The 19805-nt window shown below is 58.0% G+C and carries 18 protein-coding genes and 1 pseudogene; 5 read left to right on the plus strand and 14 right to left on the minus strand.

What is annotated here, in order from left to right; translation table 11 throughout:
• Window positions 1-156: pseudogene (locus M7R55_RS00685) on the minus strand (IS110 family transposase); the annotation flags it as partial.
• Window positions 157-527: 371 nt separating this feature from the next.
• On the opposite strand from M7R55_RS00685, the gene M7R55_RS00690 reads away from it, so the two are divergent.
• From M7R55_RS00690 to M7R55_RS00700, 3 genes are read left to right on the plus strand one after another with little or no spacing between them, the layout of a single operon-like run.
• A complete protein-coding gene (locus M7R55_RS00690; protein WP_297477206.1) occupies window positions 528-992 on the plus strand; it encodes a helix-turn-helix domain-containing protein in 465 nt (154 codons plus the stop codon).
• A complete protein-coding gene (locus M7R55_RS00695; RefSeq protein ID WP_297477204.1) occupies window positions 993-1313 on the plus strand; it encodes a PIN domain-containing protein in 321 nt (106 codons plus the stop codon).
• Between the two features lie 2 nt (window positions 1314-1315).
• Entirely contained in the window at window positions 1316-1564 is a 249-nt protein-coding gene (locus M7R55_RS00700; RefSeq protein ID WP_297477203.1) for a hypothetical protein, read from the plus strand.
• A gap of 217 nt (window positions 1565-1781) precedes the next feature.
• Here the strand turns inward: M7R55_RS00700 and M7R55_RS00705 are convergent, their stop codons facing one another.
• From M7R55_RS00705 to M7R55_RS00765, 13 genes are all read right to left on the minus strand, one after another.
• Entirely contained in the window at window positions 1782-2210 is a 429-nt protein-coding gene (locus tag M7R55_RS00705) for a hypothetical protein (RefSeq protein WP_297502236.1), read from the minus strand.
• Window positions 2211-2326: 116 nt separating this feature from the next.
• Window positions 2327-5107, minus strand: coding sequence for an AMP-binding protein (locus M7R55_RS00710; RefSeq protein ID WP_298217600.1), 2781 nt, complete (start codon window positions 5105-5107; stop codon window positions 2327-2329).
• Between the two features lie 106 nt (window positions 5108-5213).
• Window positions 5214-6842, minus strand: coding sequence for an NAD(P)-binding protein (locus M7R55_RS00715; RefSeq protein ID WP_297477198.1), 1629 nt, complete (start codon window positions 6840-6842; stop codon window positions 5214-5216).
• Window positions 6839-7843 carry a thiamine pyrophosphate-dependent enzyme gene (locus M7R55_RS00720; RefSeq protein WP_297456861.1) on the minus strand — a complete coding sequence of 335 codons (1005 nt, stop codon included), beginning with the start codon at window positions 7841-7843 and terminating at the stop codon, window positions 6839-6841. Before M7R55_RS00720 ends, M7R55_RS00715 begins: the two co-directional genes overlap by 4 nt.
• 9 nt (window positions 7844-7852) lie before the next feature.
• Complete coding sequence (gene porA / locus M7R55_RS00725; protein ID WP_297477195.1) at window positions 7853-9106, minus strand: hypothetical protein; 1254 nt, start codon at window positions 9104-9106, stop codon at window positions 7853-7855.
• Entirely contained in the window at window positions 9099-9683 is a 585-nt protein-coding gene (locus M7R55_RS00730; protein WP_297477193.1) for a 2-oxoacid:acceptor oxidoreductase family protein, read from the minus strand. Before M7R55_RS00730 ends, porA begins: the two co-directional genes overlap by 8 nt.
• 42 nt (window positions 9684-9725) lie before the next feature.
• Window positions 9726-10205, minus strand: coding sequence for a hydrogenase maturation protease (locus tag M7R55_RS00735; RefSeq protein ID WP_297477191.1), 480 nt, complete (start codon window positions 10203-10205; stop codon window positions 9726-9728).
• A gap of 5 nt (window positions 10206-10210) precedes the next feature.
• Complete coding sequence (locus M7R55_RS00740; protein WP_298217602.1) at window positions 10211-11710, minus strand: Ni/Fe hydrogenase subunit alpha; 1500 nt, start codon at window positions 11708-11710, stop codon at window positions 10211-10213.
• A 12-nt stretch (window positions 11711-11722) separates the two neighbouring features.
• Window positions 11723-12259, minus strand: coding sequence for an NADP oxidoreductase (locus tag M7R55_RS00745; protein WP_298217605.1), 537 nt, complete (start codon window positions 12257-12259; stop codon window positions 11723-11725).
• Window positions 12252-13013 (minus strand): 2Fe-2S iron-sulfur cluster-binding protein, encoded by a 762-nt coding sequence (locus M7R55_RS00750; RefSeq protein ID WP_297477185.1) that lies wholly within the window; start codon window positions 13011-13013, stop codon window positions 12252-12254. The genes M7R55_RS00745 and M7R55_RS00750 overlap by 8 nt, the downstream gene beginning before the upstream one ends.
• Before the next feature lie 12 nt (window positions 13014-13025).
• Entirely contained in the window at window positions 13026-14822 is a 1797-nt protein-coding gene (locus M7R55_RS00755) for an NADH-ubiquinone oxidoreductase-F iron-sulfur binding region domain-containing protein (protein ID WP_298217607.1), read from the minus strand.
• Between the two features lie 93 nt (window positions 14823-14915).
• The gene (gene ppsA / locus M7R55_RS00760; protein ID WP_298217609.1) at window positions 14916-17345 is read right to left on the minus strand and encodes a phosphoenolpyruvate synthase; all 2430 of its coding nucleotides are present in this window, start codon (window positions 17343-17345) and stop codon (window positions 14916-14918) included.
• A gap of 60 nt (window positions 17346-17405) precedes the next feature.
• Window positions 17406-18374 (minus strand): bifunctional enoyl-CoA hydratase/phosphate acetyltransferase, encoded by a 969-nt coding sequence (locus M7R55_RS00765; protein ID WP_298217611.1) that lies wholly within the window; start codon window positions 18372-18374, stop codon window positions 17406-17408.
• 219 nt (window positions 18375-18593) lie between these two features.
• On the opposite strand from M7R55_RS00765, the gene M7R55_RS00770 reads away from it, so the two are divergent.
• Together M7R55_RS00770 and hypD are read left to right on the plus strand one after the other, a co-directional pair.
• Window positions 18594-18842, plus strand: coding sequence for a HypC/HybG/HupF family hydrogenase formation chaperone (locus M7R55_RS00770; protein WP_366881108.1), 249 nt, complete (start codon window positions 18594-18596; stop codon window positions 18840-18842).
• A gap of 15 nt (window positions 18843-18857) precedes the next feature.
• Window positions 18858-19805: hydrogenase formation protein HypD (gene hypD, locus M7R55_RS00775; protein ID WP_298217613.1), on the plus strand; the 948-nt coding region annotated here is incomplete at its 3' end.

Here is a 19805-nt window from a genome sequence, read left to right on the forward strand (position 1 = left end):
GGCCAGTTCACGCCGATCCCGCTTGAACGCACCAAATTGACGTTGCTCAACACGCACCGTTCCGTCAGGTTCTTCGATAATTGCGCAGGCCGTGATCTGCGCCTGATGAACATCGAGACCGATAACGCGTTTCAAAATTGCCACCAATAGTTCCATTCCATACTCCTTTTGAATTACACTTGGAAACGGAAGGTGGCAGGTGCCGAACTGAAATTGTCTGAAGGCGATAAGTCGCCAACGGCCTGTTTAACGTGCACTCTCTATAGGAAGCAATCCGGGGTACGAGTCAGTTCGGCGGGGTCACGTTAGGTTGCAGGGACAAGCCACCAAAAAATTGCGCGACCTCAACCTGCCTCTTCCAGCCTGTAGTTTCTTTCATCATCAGGGATGGCGGCAACTGCAATGCCCGTTAGGCGTGGGTGTATCAGACCAGCCAGGTGTTACATCCGTTTCGGATATTGCGATTATTCGTTTATTTCGGTTATACTTCGTCCCATGATGCTGATTCAAACTTCCATGAGGTTGCTATGACCACACTCTCACCCACGCATTCGTTGCCGACGGCCGAAGAAGTTGCCCTTGCTCGTGAGAGTGGCCGGGCACTATCTGCCCACCTTCAGATCCGTGCGGAAACCCAGCAGATCGAGATCTTCGATGACAAAGGTGCTTCTCATCTGGTTCGCGTCCCAGTATCAGCGCTGCGGCTGCTCGTGAACGTCTTGACCGAAATCGGTGAGGGCAACGCGGTCAATATCATTCCGATCCACGCCGAACTGACCACTCAGGATGCAGCGGATGTGCTCAACGTGTCGCGGCCGTTCCTCGTGCAGTTGCTGGAGCGCGGCGAGATCCCATACCACAAGATCGGCACGCATCGGCGCGTCCGCTACCAGGACGTAATTGCGTACAAAAAGCGCATCGATGCTGAGCGCAGCAGAGCCCTCGATGCCCTGGCCGAACAAGCCCAGGCGCTCAAGATGGGGTACGAATGAATGAGTTCGAACTTTACTGTCATCTACGACGCGTGCGTGCTCTACCCGGCACCGTTGCGCGACTTCCTGATGCGCTTGGCACTGACCGACCTGTACCGGGCGCGCTGGACGAACATGATTCACGATGAGTGGACGCGTAACGTTCTGAAACAGCGGCCAGACCTGAAGGTCGAAGATCTGGAGCGCACACGTTCTCTGATGAACTCCCATGTGCGGGATAGCCTCGTCACTGGCTTCGAGCACCTGATCACATCCGTCGAACTGCCGGACGCTGACGACCGTCATGTGGTTGCCGCCGCTTTCACGGCGGCGCCAGCCTGATCGTGACTTTCAACCTGCAGGACTTCCCGCCCGAGCGGCTCAAGCCCTACAACCTGGCCGCACAGCATCCAGACGATTTCATCTTCGATCTACTGGATCTGCACGCAGCCCAAGCGTGCGAGGCGGCGGCCAACCATCGCAGGTCTCTGAAGAAACCACCCAAGACGGCCGACGAGTACCTCGACACCCTGCTCAAACAGGGACTCACGCAGACCGTTGGCCAGTTGCGAGAATGGAAGGTAGCAATCTGAAGGGCTTCGGTTCAATTCACACATGGGAATAGAACTGGCAAATGTTTTCAGGCACATGGCTAATTCCAATGGCAGCCGAAAGTGCTACCACAGCCTGCAACAGTGACTGGATTTGTACCTTTCCGCACCACCTTGCACAGAACCTAACCGGTTGAGTTGCAGTGGTTTGCAGCGGGTTGCGACCCCTCCACCAATTTATATTGGTAAGTATGTCAGGTCAAGCAAGCGGAAAATGTTTGGCCTCAATGGGAATAAACCACTTTGGTTTGATTCGCCAAAAATCGGTACGCGTGTTCGTTTTTAGTGATGTCTTCGAGTCAAGAACCATCGGGCCGTTCTGGCTTCGCCAGAAAACAGCCCAATGCCAAAAGGGTCGCCCCTTTTCCAAGTGCCACTTGAGAGATAGTAACGCCAAATTTGGCAATGTTTCCCAAGATGAAAAGGGGAATTCACCCTCACCGGCAGAAATACCCAAATGCCCGAGAAGACCGCGCACATGCCGAGTATCTGACCAAAGACTGCTATCGTCGGCGAAGATGCCCAGGCTATTCGCAACGGATTTGGCCTCCTGGTATGAGAGTCCAGCAAGCGCGGCCACACTTGCGATGCCGCAACCCGTGATTTCTTCCTGGACAACAGGCTTCATAAGCACCAGATATTGGAATTGGAAAAAGCATTCATAGGGCAACTTTCAGTTTGCGACCACCAGTAATGGAAAAACCCTCTCGTTCATAAAACCCAACACCCGTATGGAATCTGCCATCACCCTGCCACGTCCGGTTCCCCGCAGTGGCGCAAGATTTCCGCACGGGCGGTATTGCGCAGTTTGAGGGCAGCGGCCCAATCCGTTCCGTCGGGAAGGATCGGTACCCCGAGGGTAATGCTGATCGCGCCGCGCCGCGGAAACCATTGGCCATCGCGCAATACGGCGCGGGAGCCGCGGATGGTCATTGGTACGATCGGAACTCCTGCCTGGGCTGCGATGACAAACGCACCCATGCGAAATGGCAGCAGACCCGGTGCCCGGTAAAAGGTTCCTTCTGGAAAGAAGATCAGCGACTGGCTGGCATGCATTCTCTCAAGCAACCGTTTCACACCTTCCACGCTTCCTTCGAATTCAAAGCGCTCCACGAATTCCGTACCGATGTGTTGCAGGTAGATGCGGGGAATGAACTGATCTTTCAGTTCGCGCTTGGCGACAAAACTGAACTGCCGCGACAGTGCAGCGACCACAAGTATGCCGTCCAGATAACTGGCGTGATTGGCCACCAGTACGCACGCGCCGGTCGGCAGATTCTCTGCGCCCCGCACCAGAAACGGCATGCCGGACAAGCGCACAAACAACCGCGCCATGATACCGCTCACGCCCCAACTCCACACGGGATGCGGCAGAATGGAAGCAATCAGCCAGGTGAGTGGTGCCATCATCCAGAACAGCATCCAGAGATACCCGGCATAGAGGGCATCCGCGATCATGTAAAAATTTCGGCGCAGTTGAAGAACCATTCCCATCCAGGCCAGATGCGCGAATTGTCGCCACACCGCATGCGGGGGCACATCACTCACACCTTTTTCATAGAGTTCCCGGCTGGCGGCACGACGGATCTTGCCGCTGGAGGTCTTGAGCACGCCATGCGGTGGAGCCAGCACCACATCATCCGGCGGTTCACCGAGCAAGTTCATTGCCAGGGTATTAATCTGCTCGCGTAGTTTGTCCAACGCCTCGGTCTCGGTTATGCGCGTTTCCGCCATCACCACCAAACGCTCCGTACCACTGACCAGGTCGGGACTGCCGAATACCGCGACACAACCCTTGCGTATGCCGGCGATATTGCCCACCGCCTCTTCCAGTTCATAGGGATAGATGTTGCGCCCGGCGCGGATGATGATGTCCTTGACACGGCCGGTGAGATAGATCTCTCCAGCGTCGGTGTAGGCCAGGTCACCGGAATCAAGCCACCCGTCGTGGAACAGGCCGCTTGTCTGTTCCGGATTGTGGAAATAGCCCGAGGTGGCGGAAGGACCGCGAAATTCCAGTCTCCCCTCTTCACGCTCACCCAATTCATGACCCGCGCGATCGACGATGCGAATGGCGTGGCCGGGCAGTGGCTGGCCACAGGCCACGAAGCGCAACACCTCCAACTCGTCCTCGGCGGCAGGCAGGGCCCGACCGCCGCGCATGAACGGTTCGCGGCGGATCCGGTCGATGATCGGTCCGCGGCCAGAAGGCGGAAAGGCCAGACCAACCGCAGACTCGGCGAGACCGTAAACCGGCGTGAGAGCCTCCGAGCGCAAGCCATAGCGACCAAAGCGCTGCTGAAAACGGTAAACGGTGTCTGGGCTGACGGGTTCGGCGCCATTGAAGGCCATGCGCCAACTGCTCAGATCCAAACCCTCGATGGCACGGTCGTCGATCTTGTGCAGACATAACTCATAGGCGAAGTTGGGTGCCGCCGACAAGGTGCCGCGGTGACGATGGATGGCCCACAGCCAGCACTCGGGTCGGACCAGAAAGGTGAGCGGCGACATGACGACGAAAGGGATGGCATGGTACAAACTGCCCAGCCAGGCGCCGATCAGGCCCATGTCGTGATAGAGCGGCAGCCAGCTCACGAACACGTCCGAGGCATCTGCCCGTGCCGCCTGTCCCATCGCCCGGATGTTGGCAAGCAGGTTGGCATGGGTCAATACCACTCCCTTGGGATTGCCGGTGCTGCCGGAAGTGTACTGCAACATGGCAATCTCTTCAGCCCTGCTGACGTGACGGGCAAGCCCTGCCCCTGGCGTGGAAAGTTCCTGTACCGTCGCAACGGTGCGCAGGCTTGCGACAAGAGACTTGAGCAGTTGCGCCAGCGGCCTTGCTTCCGGTACGGTAATCAGCAGAGTGGCCGCGGCATTGTTCAGGATACCCGCATGACGGCGCAGATGATCCCCGATCTGCGACAGACGCGCGGGCGGATAGATGGGCACAGGGATGCCGCCGGCCAGCAGCACACCATAAAAACCGTAAAAATAGTCGCGACTGGTCGGGAGCATGATCGCCACGGTCTGGCCCGGCTGCAGATCATGGCGTTGCAACCCCGCAGCCAGCGCCTCCGCCCCTTGGCGCAAGGTCTGATAACTGAGTATTTCCTCTCCTGCCTCTTCAGAGAGGACGATGTGCGTGCGCCCGCCATGGGCGGACACGTGCCAGTCAAGCATTTCCAGCAGGGTGGTGGCGCGGCTTGGGATGTCCGTTACCTCCCCGACGGCGATCTCCCTGATGTCCGCTGCCGCAAACGGCTGCGGTGCGGCACCGGCGGACGACAGGGCCCGCAGCAAATCGCGTGGCGTCTCGATCGTCGCCAACGTCCGCTCCGGCAGACTCACATCAAAGAAGCGCTCACAGCGCAGCACCAACTCCACCCGTGCCAAACTGTCGAAGCCGATGTCACGGTCCAACGCGCTGTCGAGGGTCACTACCGTCCTTATACCGGGGCGCAATTCGGCAGCGAGTGTCCCTGCAATATCGAGCAATGCCCTGGCCTGATCATCCGCGCTCATATGACCCCGAATATCCAATCTCACCCGCCCCCTCTCCCAAGCGACCCTCCCACGCAGCCCTCACCCATCCTGTTACCGAAAATCAGAATCGGTCCGAAGAGGGCCGTCAGGCATCCTCTGGAACCATCTTGATTGCCCCGCATGGACATTCGGCAACGCAGATGCCGCAACCCTTGCAATAGTCGTAGTTGATCTGGAAACGCTTGCCGTGGCCAAGTTTGATCACCGAGTTGTCGGGACATACGCCATAGCAGTTATCGCACTCGAAACAGTTGCCACAGGACAGGCAGCGACGCGCCTCGAACAGAGCATTATTCTCGTCCAGGCCGCCCTGAACTTCCTCGAAGCCAGACTGGCGGCGTATGGCATCCAGCACCGGACGCATGATTTTTGGGGCATCGGAGTAATACCATGGATTGAGCATATCGAAAGTAACCGGTTCATGTTTGGCTGCGGGCACATAACTCCTGTGGCGCAACCAGGCATCGATGTGACGCGCGGCTTTTTTGCCATGCCCGACTCCCATTGTCACAGTGCGCTCCGATGGCACCATGTCGCCTCCGGCGAAAATACCCGGATGCCCGGTCATCATGTTGCCGTCGATCTGCACCATGCCATCCTTGATCTCGAGGCCTGCCACGTTTTGCAGTAGAGACAGATCGACATCCTGCCCGAGCGCCAGCACCAGCGAATCCGCCGCCATGGTTTCGAATTCGCCCGTGGGTTGCGGATAGCCTTTTTCGTCCAGCACCATTTTCTCGATGGTGAGGTCATGTTCGCCAGCATGGATGATCGTGGACAACCATTTGATCATCACCCCTTCCTGCAGCGCTTCTTCCACCTCGGTATTATGTGCCGGCATCTTCTCCCGGGTGCGACGATAGACGATGATGGTTTCAGTCGCTCCCAGCCGCCTGGCGGTACGCGCCACATCGAGCGCGGTATTGCCCCCACCGTAAACCACCACACGGCGGCCCAACTGCGGCCTCTCCTCACCCTCCATGCTGCGCAACACGGAAACCGCGTCCATGATGCGTGCCGCGTCGCCTGCCGGAATGAAGGCGCGCTTGCCAATGTGCGCCCCGACGGCGAGAAATGCCGCATCAAAATTACCGCTGCGCATGCTGTCCTCGATGTTCGTCACTCTGGTATCGAGTTTGAGCGTCACGCCGAAATCAAGTATACGCGCCACTTCGGCATCCAGCACCTGGCGAGGCAGACGATATTTGGGAATGCCAAAACGCATCATGCCGCCAGACAGTGGACCGGCCTCGTGAATTTCCACGCGGTGTCCGAGACGCGCAAGATGGTAGGCGGCGGACAGTCCGGATGGACCGGCGCCAACCACCAGCACTTTCTTGCCGGAGGTTGCGGCGGGCTCATCGAATTTCCAGCCGTGTCTGATCGCCTCATCGCCGAGGAATCGCTCGACCGAATTGATGCCGACCGCACTGTCCAGATGGCCTCGATTGCAGACATCTTCGCAAGGGTGATAGCAGACCCGCCCCATGATCGCAGGCAGCGGATTGTCCAGGGTCAGCACACGCCAGGCTTGTTCATAATCTCCCGATTCGGCATGGAACAACCAGCCCTGGATATTTTCTCCGGCAGGACAACCTGCATTGCACGGCGGCAACCTGTCCAGATAAACCGGTTTCATGGTACGCCATGATCCGGTGTGATTGGCCAGCGAGGAGCCGGGATCCAGCGTGATGGCAAATGGTTTGTCCCTCATGGTGTCTCCTGTTGCTTCACCAACCCATACTTGCGGATATTGCGATCGGCACGCGCCTGTATGCGCGCGATGACCTCCAGTTCAGGTTTGGCACCGAACAAATGGGCAAAGCGCTTTTGTGGTTTCAGATATTCCTCGACAGGCAGTTGCTTGCGTATCGGCAATGCGCTGACTTGCAAGCCATGCTCCGCCTCGAATATCGGGAACAAGCCGGTTTCATGCGCCAGCCGTGCGATGCGGATGGTATCGTGCGAAGCCGTTCCCCAACCCAGCGGGCACGGTACGAAGATATGGATGTAGCGCGCACCGCGAAATTCCATCGCGCGCTTCACTTTGGCTTCGAGGTCGTGCAAATCGGCCACGGTGGCCGTCGCAACATAGGGGATCTCGTGGGCCATCGCGATCGCAGGAACGAATTTTCCCTGCCCGAAAGGATTGCCAGGATTCGGCCCCACCGGCATCGTGGTTGCCGTTCGTGCTGCCGGAGGCGTGGCCGATGAACGTTGCACGCCGGTATTCATGTACGCCTCATTGTCGTAACAGATGTACAACACATCATCATTGCGCTCGAACATGCCAGACAGGCAGCCGAGTCCGATGTCGGTGGTGCCACCGTCGCCGCCCTGCGCGATCACCCGGATTTCGTTGCGCCCCTTGACCTTCAACGCCGCCGCAATGCCAGTCGCCACCGCTGCGGCATTTCCAAACAGGGAATGCATCCACGGCAACTGCCATGACGTTTCGGGATAGGGCGTGGTGAACACTTCCAGGCAACCCGTGGCATTTGCCGCGATCAATTGTGACTTGGTCGCCTCCATCGCCGCATCCAGCGCATAGCGCGCGCCCAAAGCCTCCCCGCATCCCTGGCAGGCGCGATGTCCCGAGTTGATGGCATTGCTGCGATCCCGATGCGACTGGACGCTGCGGTCTTCAGGTTTCAGCAAGCGGTTGCCGACGGTGAAAGTGCCGGTCTGGTAAAACTTGACAGGTTGGAATGGCATGCTGTCTCCTTATGCAATTTTGGAGGCGACGGTACCGATATCGCGCAGAATGTTTTCCGCCACAGGCCCGGAGCGGCGTACGCTGCGTTCCCGCGCCAACTGCTTGTTGACCACATTCCAGTCCAGATCCAGAAAGGTCAGCGGTTCCAGCAAGCCCTGTTCCGCCTTCCGGAACAATTGGTGCAGCGACTTGCGCGTGATCGCGCGACCTCCCAGCCCGGCCACCACAGTGTAGCCTGGCATGTGCAACCCGGACATGGCCATGCGCACATCGGTGGAGAGTATTCCGCCGATGCCCACCGCCAGACTCTTTTCCAGGACCACCACGCGCCTGGCCTTGTGCAACGCAGCGCGCACCAGGTGCAGTGGGAAGGGGCGGAAACTGGTAATGCCCAGCACGCCGATCCGGTGACCGTCATCACGCATCTCGTCGACGGTGTCCTTGATGGTACCCAGCACCGAGCCCATGGACACCACGATGGTCTCGGCGTCCTCGGTGCGATAGGTATGGATCAGACCACCCGTATCGCGCCCAAACACCTGCTTGAATTCAGCCGCCAGTTGCGGGATGCGCTCCAGGGCCTGCATATGCCTGGCGTGGGCCAGATAGCGCACTTCCATGAAGGCTTCTGGCCCAACCATCGCGCCGATGGAGACCGGTTCTCGAGGATCCAGCAATTGGCGCGGTTCGTAAGGCGGTAAATAGGCATCAACCTGTTGCTGGCTCGGCAGGTCTACCTGCTCGTGGGCATGGGTGAGTACAAAACCGTCCATGCACACCATTACGGGCAGTGATAATTCCTCAGCCAGTCTGAAGGCTTGAATATGCAGATCCAGTGCCTCCTGATTGGTCTCTGCGAACAACTGCATCCAACCGGAATCGCGTTGCGACATGGCATCGGAATAGTCGTTCCAGATATTGATCGGTGCCCCGATGGCACGGTTTGCCACCGTCATCACGATGGGCAGACCGAGGCCGGACGCGTTGTAGACCGCCTCCGACATGAATAACAGGCCCTGACTGGCGGTCGCCGTATAAGCGCGTGCGCCCGTGGCGGAAGCGCCGATCGAAACCGACATCGCGGCGAATTCGCTTTCCACATTGATGAACTCGCATCCGGTCAGTTTCCCGCTCTTCACCATTTCCCCAAGCGCCTCGACGATGTGTGTCTGGGGTGTGATGGGATAGGCGCAGACCACCTCGGGACGGCACAGCGCAACGGTTTCGGCTACGGCACGAGAGCCTTCGATTTGCTTAAGCATCCAGGGTAACCTCCAGGGCACGGGCTTTGATCCGGTTGTAGGCTTCAGTGGCTGCGGCGATATTGCCATCCGCAACCTTGCCGGAAAATTTTTCGGAAATGGCCTTGATCACCGACTCCAGGCGTATCAGCCCGGAAAGGGCGGCAAAACCCGCGATCAAAGGCACATTGGGTATCGGACGGCCGATATGTTCGAGAGCGATTTCAGTGGCTGATAAAGTGCATAGCCGTTCGGGTAAACTGTCGGCGGCCAGTTCGCCCAACCCCAGCGCTTCGAAACTGCGCCCGGTGTTGAGCAGGATGTAGCCGTCCTTCTTCAGCCCGTCAAACACATCGACCTGATGCAGCAGCGTGGTATCCTGGATGATGAGGGCATCCGGTTCCATGACCGGTTCGCGCAGACGAATTTCCCGGTCCGAGATGCGGCAAAACGACATCACCGGCGCGCCCATGCGCTCCGAACCGAAACTGGGGAAGGCTTGGGCATTGCGTCCTTCGGCAAAGGCCGCAGCCGAGAATATCTCTGCCGCCGTCACGACGCCCTGCCCCCCTCGACCATGTATGCGCAACTCGAACATATCTGATTTCCCTTTTGGCCCAGATGTCCCAACCTTACTCCATTACCCTGCGTTTACCAACCACCCCCCCTCAGACAGGCAGGTTGATGTCGCGCACAAGTGGACCACCAATTCCATTGCCGCGTCCAGATTGGCCGATGCCTTGTCGGTCAATTCTTCGCCCAATTCAAAATCGTAGCCTCGGATGCGCAGCAAAAATGCGCGCGGTGCCGGTTCCTGATACACCTGACGATAGGCGTACAGCAGGGCGTTCGGGGTCATCGCATGGCTGGTGTAACTGTCATCCTTTATCGCGCCGATTTCGGAAAACTCGAATGGCTCGGTACAGGAAGTGTCGGCATCGATGAACAATACCCGCCTGCACTCGTCCAGGTCGGTGACGTGCTCGACTTGCAATTGCATGTCGTTCTGGCACTCGACCCCGGCAAACTGCAATCGCGCCATGCGTTCGATCAACGCAGGACCAAGTGCATCATCTCCGCGCCCAGGATTGCCATATCCGAAAATCAGCAGGTTGGCCATGGCGTTCAGACTATTCTTTCGATCAGGCCATTGCCGCCCTTGGTCAACCGGTCCAATAACACACCGTCCGGGTCGACCAGTTCAACCTGCAATGGCATCTTGCCCAGCGCGTGCGTGGCGCAGGACAAACAGGGGTCATAGGCGCGTATGGCAACTTCCAGATGGTTCAACAAACCTTCGGTGATCTCGTGGCCGTCGAGGTATTCATGGGCCACCAAACGCACTGATTCGTTCATCGCCTGATTGTTGCTTGTGGTCGAAACGATCAGGTTGGCCTTCTCCACCAAGCCCTGTTCGTCAATCTGATAGTGATGGAACAGCGTGCCGCGCGGCGCCTCGATGACGCCGATACCGACGCTGCGCATTTCGCCCGCCTCCGCCCTCAGTTTGATTCCGGTGATTTCCGGATCCCGCAGCAATTGGTTGATGGATTCAGCGCAATGCAGGGCTTCGATCATGCGCGCCCAGTGGTAGGCGAGCGTGTCATGCACGAAACCACCCTGACCGAACTCCTTGAAACGCCTGCGCGATGCTTCTGCCAGGGGTGTGACAATCATGTCGCAGTTGTTCATCCGGGCCAGCGGACCGACGCGATACCAGCCCTGTTGCTTGCCCAGTTCGACCAGATAGGGAAACTTCATGTAACTCCATGGTCGTACTTCCTCGCGGATGATCTGCTGATAACCCCGGTAATCGAACTGATCGAAAACATGCGCGCCGCTTGGCAAACTCGCACGCAGCCCGCCATGGTAGAGTTCCAATTCTCCGCCGCTGCCGATCATGCTCAGAAAGTTGCTGCGGATGGCGGCGTAACCATGGTGCTCGGGGTGTGCGGTATGTATCTGTTCGTTCAGCCCCACCGCGTCCTGGCACCATGTCAGAATGTCATCGATACCGGCCAGCAGGGTATCGCGCTCGGCAACGGTGAGAGGCTTGTTCATGCCCCCCGGCACGGTGGCCGTGCCGTGGATGCGCTTGCCGGAAATTGCCGCGATGATCTGCTGTCCGTACTTGCGCAACTTCACGCCCTTCAGCCCGAGTTCCGGATATTTGTCCAGCACGCCGACGATGTTGCGTTGCGCCGGATTGCTGCCGAACCCGAACAGCAGATCGGGCGATGACAGGTGGAAAAAATGCAGGGCGTGCGATTGCAGAACCTGGCCGAAATGCAGCAGACGGCGCAATTTCTCGGCCGAGGGCGTGAGTTGCTCGACACCCACCAACTGATCCACCGCCTTGGCTGCAGCCAGTTGATGACTCACCGGACAGATTCCGCACAGACGCTGTACAAAGAAGGGCACTTCCCAGTAGGGACGCCCCTGAATGAATTTTTCGAAGCCGCGAAATTCGACGATGTGCAGGCGCGCTTCATGGATGTGGTTCTCTGCATCGAGCATCAGCGTGATCTTGCCGTGCCCTTCAACCCGCGAGAGGGGGTCGATGGCGACGCGCCTTAAACCGGGCTGGTGGTTATTGCCGGAGGGAACTGTCGTGTCCTGTTTCATGGCGGGCCATCTTCAGTCGTAATGCAGCAGTTTTTTTGGGAGCATGGGTTCCCGGCCTTCCAGCAGATCGCCGAGCACGCTCAGAAACCCCTCTGGTGACGGCGGACAACCCGGCAGATAGTAATCAACCCGCACCACTTCATGGATGGGATGCACTTTGTCGAGCAGCAGTGGCAGTTCCGCATCGTCGGGGATCTGCGGATCCTCCACGCCGATCCCGTTCAGATAGGACTCTTCAAGGCATGCACCCAGACCGAAATGATTGCGCATCGCGGGGATGCCGCCATTGATGGCACAGGCGCCGACTGCGACCAGTACCCGGCAATTGGCGCGAACCTCGCGCAGCACATGCACATTGTCTGCGTTGCACAGTCCTCCCTCCACCAAACCGATGTCGCACGGCCCGCAATGCTTGATATCGTTCAGCGGCGAGCGGTCGAACTCGACATGTTCCAGCAATTCCACCAGCCGTTCATCCATATCGAGAAAGGACGTATGGCAGCCGAAACAACCGGCGAGCGAAGTCGTGGCGATCCTGATCTTAGTCATCGGTATGCCCCACCCTGGCCTGGATCACTTTTTCAGGACCGATCTCGTCGATCTGGCGCAGGTCGAAGGTGCGCCACCCGATGGGTATCTCATAGGCGTGCGCCTTGATCAGAATCGCGCCCACCGGACAAATGTGCGCTGCCAGGTCGTCGATTTCAAGATCGCTGTCAGCCAACTTTCCGCTGGGCGAATTCACGATCAGGCGTGCAGTGATGCCGCGCCCGGCAACAGCAAACACGTTCTTGCCGTCCACTTCACGGCTGGCACGCACGCATAACTCGCAGAGTATGCAGCGATCGCGATCCAGCATCACGGTCGAATGCGAGGCATCCACTTCGCGGCGCTGAAAGAACTGAGGAAAATGGCCCTCCAGCATACCGAGATGATAGGCCATCGCCTGCAGTGTGCAGTTGCCGGTCTTTTCGCAGGATGGGCACAGATGATTGCCTTCGATGAACAACATTTGCGTGAGGGTCCTGCGCGCTTCATTCAGCGCAGGCGTGTTATTGCTGACCTGTTGACCGGCTACGGCGGGGGTCGTGCAGGACGATGCCCGCCCGCTGCCGATATCGACCATGCACAGTTTGCAACTGCCGTGCGGCGTGAGTCCGGGGTGATGACACAGATGGGGAATATAGACACCGGCAGCCAGTGCCGCATCCATGAGGGTCTGTCCATCCTTGAACGGGATTTCGATGCCGTCCATCGTGAAGGTATTCGGGCTGAACTCTGGTTGGTTTGCACCGGCGCTCATGTCATTCTCCCGCTAGTCCAGGTGGGCAGCCGCGTCATCACGATGCGTGATCCGTCGAGCCTCTTCCAGCGCCGCGTCCAGATCGAAGCAGGGTTCATGACTGTCCTGCGCCAGACGCTGCTCGAATACATGCGGAAAGCGATGCAAACAGTCCAGAACGGAATTTGCAGCCGTTTGCCCCAATCCGCAATGCGAACGCTGTTTGACCAGGATGCCCAGACGTTTCATTTCATCCACGTCATATTGCGTGCCATGACCGTTGGCGATCCTGTCGAGTCCGTTTTTGAGCAGCGTCGTGCCCACCCGGCAAGGCGTACAGAAGCCACAACTTTCATGGGCGAAAAAGTGGGCAAAGTTCACGATCATGGCCAGCAGATCGCGCTCGTGGCCAAACACCATGAACGAACCACCGGTGGGCAAATCCTCGAAGCCCAGCGTGCGATGGAATTCCGCGCTGCCAATCAGCGTTCCGGAAGGACCGCCGATCTGCACTGCCTGAACATCCCTCGCGCCGCAATCGTCCAGTACCTGTCGCATGGTCACACCGAAAGGATATTCGTAAATCCCGGGGGCAGAACAGTCGCCGCTCACACTCAGGATCTTGCTGCCCATCGATTTTTCCGTGCCCGCCGCCCTGAACCATGCACTGCTGCGCAGAGAAATATGGGCGGCAGCGGCAAATGTTTCGACATTGTTGACAACGGTGGGCTGACCGAGATAGCCGTGGGTCACCGGAAAGGGTGGACGATTGCGCGGCACGCCGCGCTTTCCCTCCAGCGATTCGATCAGCGCGGATTCTTCACCACAAATGTAGGCACCTGCCCCAACGACGATCTCGATGTCGAAATCGAACCCGCGCTGACCAAGAATATGGTTACCCAGCAAACCCACTTCCCGCCTGTGCGTCAGCATGGTTTGCAATTGCGGCAGCAGATAGCGATACTCGCCACGCAGATAGAGAAATCCCTGTTTTGCGCCAATCACGGCAGCACATAGGGTCATTCCCTCGAACACCGCATCGGCGTGGCTATGCAACAGCACACGATCCTTGAACGTGCCGGGCTCCCCTTCATCGGCGTTGCAAAGCACGTAATGCGCCGTCCCCTGCGCCTCACGGCAAAGCGTCCACTTGATGCCGGCGCTGAATCCTGCGCCACCCCGCCCGCGCAGCCCTGAGCGGGTGATTTCGGCAAGGGTGGCATCAAAACCACGGGCCAAAGCCGCGCGAATACCAGCACCTGCAGCAAAGCCATTTTTGAGCAACAATCCCGAACGGCGAATATTGTCCTCAACACGAAACCATTCGGCAGGCCAGTCCGAGAGCGCAACTTCCGTTTCAACCCGTTCAGCCACACGCATGATCTTTACGGAATCCAGACGGGTGATCGGGATACCGTTGACCAGCAAGGCAGCGCCCTGATCACACATGCCGATGCAGGATGTTTCATCCACGCTGACCAACCCATCGGCACGCGTCTCACCAGCAACCACGTGCAGGCGGTCACAGAGTACATGCAGCAGATTCCTGCCGTCCTGCCTGAACCCGCAACTGGGGCAATTGCTGAACAGGATGTGGTACTTTCCACGCGGTGTTTTGTAAAGAAACGAATAGAACTCGACCACGGACTCGACCTGGCCGACCGGCAGACCAAGATGTTCGGAAACTGCGCACACAGTCTGGTCGGAAAGGTGCAGAAGTTGTTGTTGGAGAATGCACAGGACCTCCAGCAAGTGCCTGGACTGAGCGCAGGCACCTGCAACGGTTACATTCAGGGGCTCAGTGCGCTCTGTTCTGCCGACTGAATTCATGGCTGGTTCACCTCACCGTTCCCACCTCTGAAATTTCAACGAACCTCTCCTTCCACGGTGTTGCGCTGCGCCTTTCCCGGAAAACCGGTTCCGCTATCCGGGATTGCGTGACAGGCGCTGTTCCACCTCCAGTACAAGCCGGGTGGTGGTGAGTACCGTATCCGGATTGAGGCTCATGGAGTCGATGCCCAGTTCCACCAGATATTCGGCCATCTCGGGATAATCCGACGGTGCCTGTCCGCACAAACCTGAATGTCGGCCGTTACGCCTTGCCCCTTCCACCGCCAGGCGGATCATCTCTTTCACGCCGGGATCGCGCTCATCAAAATCGAAGGCCACGATCTCGGAATCGCGGTCTACCCCCAGGGTCAACTGGGTCAGATCATTGGAGCCGATGGAGAAACCGTCGAACAGTTTTGCGAAGGCGTCTATCAGGATGACGTTGTTGGGGATCTCGCACATGACGTAAACCTCCAGTCCGTTATCACCGCGCCTGAGGCCATGCGCAGCCATCGCTTCCAGAACCTTTTCGCCCTCTTGCACGCGACGGCAAAAAGGAATCATCAACTTGACGTTGGTCAGTCCCATCTCATCACGTACCCGTTTCATCGCCGCGCACTCCAGCGCAAATCCTGCGGCGTAAGCGGGATGTGTATAACGGGAAGCACCGCGAAAACCGATCATCGGGTTCCCCTCCTCCGGCTCAAAAAATGTTCCGCCCAGCAGGGTGGCGTATTCATTGCTCTTGAAATCGCTCATACGCACCACGCAGGGTTTGGGGTACACTGCCGCAGCAATCGTGGCGACGCCTTCGGCCAGTGTCTTGACGAAGAAATCCACCGGGTTTTCAAAAGCGGCACTCAGCGCGGCGATCTTCGCGCGCGTCGCGACATCCACCTTTTCAGGACACTTGATCGCCATTGGATGAACTTTGATGTATTCGTTGATAATAAATTCCATACGCGCCAGTCCGATGCCATCCACAGGCAACGAAGCCAGACTGAAGGCCTGATCTGGATTACCCAAATTCATCATGATCCTGGTCCTGGGGTGTCCCAACTGGCTGAGATCCGTCTGCTGAACGTCGAAACCCAGCAGGCCGTCATAAACATTCCCGGTTTCGCCTTCGGCGCAACTGATGGTGATCTCCTGTCCGTTCCGGATTGCCTCCGTCGTGCTTTCGGTTCCCACGATGGCGGGAATACCCAGTTCGCGTGACACAATGGCGGCGTGGCAGGTACGGCCCCCCCGGTTCGTCACGATCGCAGCGGCAGTCTTCATCACAGGTTCCCAATCCGGTGTCGTGGTATCGGCAACCAGCACTTCTCCCGGTTGAAAATCACTCAGGTGTTTGACGTCATGGATGACACGCGCCTTCCCGGCACCAATCTTGGTACCGACAGCCCTGCCCCGGAGAAGGACAGTCGACCTTTCCCTGAGATGGTAAATCTCCAGGATGGTGCCTTTCTTTTGTGAGGACACCGTTTCCGGTCGCGCCTGCACCATATACAACAGCCCATCCAGTCCATCTTTGGCCCACTCCATGTCCATGGGCTTGTATTGACCGGCTTTCCTGGAATAGTGGTCTTCAACCTTGATGGCATAGTCGGTCAGCACCATGACATCCGAATCGGTGATGCAATAGCGATTCCTTTCTTCGCTGCTGGTATCGATATTCCTGGTGTATTCCACCGCGATATTGCCGGTATTGAGGATATCGGTAAAAATCATCTTCTTTTCCTTGCTGCCCAGGCGGCGTTTCAAAACGGCGCGGTATCCCTTGATGAAGCCGGGTTTATGCGCATAAAAACTATCCGGGTCGATCGTTCCCTGGACGACGTTTTCACCAAGCCCCAGAGCGGCATTGATGAAGACCACATCCCTGAATCCCGTTTCCGTGTCCAGTGAAAACATCACGCCACTGGCGCCGATGTCACTGCGCACCATTTTCATGACCACCACAGAGAGGTGGACCTTGTAGTAATCAAACCCATTGTCGTATTTGTAATGGATGGAACGGTCGGTAAAGTTGGACGCCAGGCAGCGTTTATAGGCGTCAAGCAGCGCATCGTCACTGGCGATGTTGAGATAGGTGTCATTCTGTCCTGCAAAAGAGGCTTCCGGCGAATCCTCGGCGGTGGCAGAAGAACGTACCGCAAGGGAGATCTTGTCCCCATACTCGCGTTTGAGCTGGGCATAGCCCTGTAAAATGGCCGCCTTTAAATCATCAGGAATCTGACAGCCGTAGACAATCGCCCGGGCTTTTTCTCCACGAGCCTGTAAATCTCTGACGTCGTCAGGATCGAGCCCGTCGAGAGCCGCATGTAGCAACCGCCATGCGTTGTTGTATTCCAGCACATAGGCATAGGCCTCGGCGGTCACTGCAAAACCGTTGGGGACGCGTACACCCTCGGCTGTCAGGTTTCGGTACATTTCCCCCAGCGAGGCATTCTTTCCGCCGACCAGAGGTACATCGTCGAGGCCAATCTCGTCGAACCAGCGGATGTGCGAGATCTTGTTCATGTCATGCCCCTTATGCAATAGGAATATGTTTGACAGACGATGTGATGCGTTCGTCGGCAGTCATGATTCATCTCCCGTATCAGGTATGCCCGTGACCGATACGCCTTCACCGTCCCAATGCTGATGCAACAACACGGCAATGGCGGAGGAGATCAGACGGGCAGCGGGGGGATCAGAACGAGAGGTAAGCATCAACGGTACTCTGGCGCCGATGACAATACCTGCCAGGGTTGCCCCGGCGAGGTATTCCAGATTCTTGGCAAGAATGTTGCCGGCATCCAGATCTGGCGCCAGCAGGATGTCCGCCTCGCCCGCCACGGTACTGTTGATCTGCTTGACCATGCTGGCATCGTGCGAAATGGCGTTGTCGAAAGCCAGCGGGCCGTCCACCTCGGCATGGGTGATCTGGCCGCGCTGGGCCATCTTGCTGAGGCAGGCGGCGTCCAGAGTAGACGGAATGCTCGGCTTGACCAGTTCGATCGCCGACAACGCCGCGACTTTTGGCCTGTCCACACCCAGGATGCGTGCCAGATCGATGGCGTTTTGCAGAATCTCCGCCTTGGTGGCAAGATCCGGCGCGATGTTGATGGCGGCATCGGTGATGAACAGCAGCTTGTGGTAACTGGGTAAGTCTGCCACGAAGACATGACTGATGCGCCGCGCCGTGCGCAACTGACGCAATACTGGCCTCATCAGTTCGTCGGTGTGTATCCAGCCTTTCACCAGGGCTTCTGCCTTGCCCTCCAGCACCCGTTGCACGCCCGCCTCGGCCGCTTCCAGAGACGACGCCATATGGACGATGGGAAAACGATCGCTGGGACACCCCAGTTGCCGGCACACGATTTCGATCTGTGCCCGCGGTCCCAGCAGTACCGGCTCGATCAAACCGTGATCGCTGGCTTCCACCACCCCGGCCAATACATGTGCTTCCTGCGCATTCGCCACCGCCACCCGCAAGGGAGGATGGCTGCTTGCCTGGGCAAGAATCGCGGCAAAGCGGGGTGACAACAGGGGTGTCGTTTCGTTCATGGCGCTCCCTCCGGCGTGATGTGCGCGGACACTGTTTCGAATGCCTTCCCGACGTCTGCAATTCCGAAGGTCCCCGACTCACCCCCTGCACATTGCGTCGCCTGACTGGAGTCAGCCTATTACTTTTACCCGGGAATTTCAACCAACCGGTTCATCCAACCATAAAACCAAACAGATTCTCCACTCGGGACTATACTGAGAAACCTTCATGATCCCTCAATGGCCATGTGTCTGGGTATTCCCATGCAAATCGTCGGAATCGACGGCTACAACGCACGCTGCACCGCCCGGGGGGTGATGCGCGAGGTCAGCCTGTTCATGCTACAGGATGAACCAATCGTTGTGAATGATTTCGTGATGGTGCATGTGGGTTACGCATTACAGAAAATGACCGAGCAGGAAGCGCGTTCGACCTGGGAGTTGCTCGATGAAGTGTCGGCCTGTGACCCGGACCAGCACAGTGCTTGAGGTCTGGCTATCATTTTGAGCGCAAGGGACTGGCTGGAAAATATTCGCGCCTTGCCGCTGGCCGGCCGCGTGCGCATCATGAATGTGTGCGGTGGTCACGAGCGTTCGATCACGATGGCAGGCCTGCGCGGCGCTTTGCCGCAGAATGTCGAACTGATCCCCGGCCCCGGCTGTCCGGTGTGCGTGTGTCCTGAAGAGGACGTATCTCACGCCATTCAACTGGCGTTGCACGCAGGCGTGATTCTGGTTGCATTCGGCGACATGCTGCGCGTGCCGGTGAATGGGCCAAAATCCGAGCCGCACTCACTGGAGCAGGCCAAGGCCGCTGGCGCCGACATAAGGCCGGTGTCCAGCCCGCAGGAGGCGGTGAAAATCGCCAGAGAAAATCCGCAGTGGTCAGTGGTATTCTTTGTCGCCGGTTTCGAAACCACCACCGCACCGGTGGCGGCGATGCTGATCGAAGGCATTCCTGACAACCTATTTTTGTTGCTGTCGTGCCGCCTTACCTGGCCTGCGGTCGCGATGCTGCTCGACTCGGGAAAGCCCGGTTTCGACGCGCTGGTCGCGCCCGGCCATGTCGCTACGGTGATGGGGCCGGAGGAATGGGCCTTCGTCGTGGAGCAACAGGCCATTCCCACGGCGATCGCCGGATTCACCCCCGTATCGCTGCTGGCGGCGATGTATTCAGTATTGCGCCAACTGATCGAAAAAAAATTCTTTCTGGACAACTGTTATCCCGAGGTGGTGCGTCCCGGCGGAAACGCAACGGCACGGGCACAACTCAAACAGGCGCTACAGGTCAGCGATGCAAACTGGCGCGGCATCGGGATCATTCCGGCGTCAGGCTTTGCACTCGCCACGCGCTTCGAGCGACACGATGCGCGCAAAAAATTTGGCGCGTTTGAAACAGGAAGGCACAAGCGTGTCGGCGAAATGCCGCCAGGTTGCGATTGTGCGCGGGTG

The organism is Halothiobacillus sp. (genome assembly GCF_027346185.1).
GTDB lineage: Bacteria > Pseudomonadota > Gammaproteobacteria > Halothiobacillales > Halothiobacillaceae > Halothiobacillus.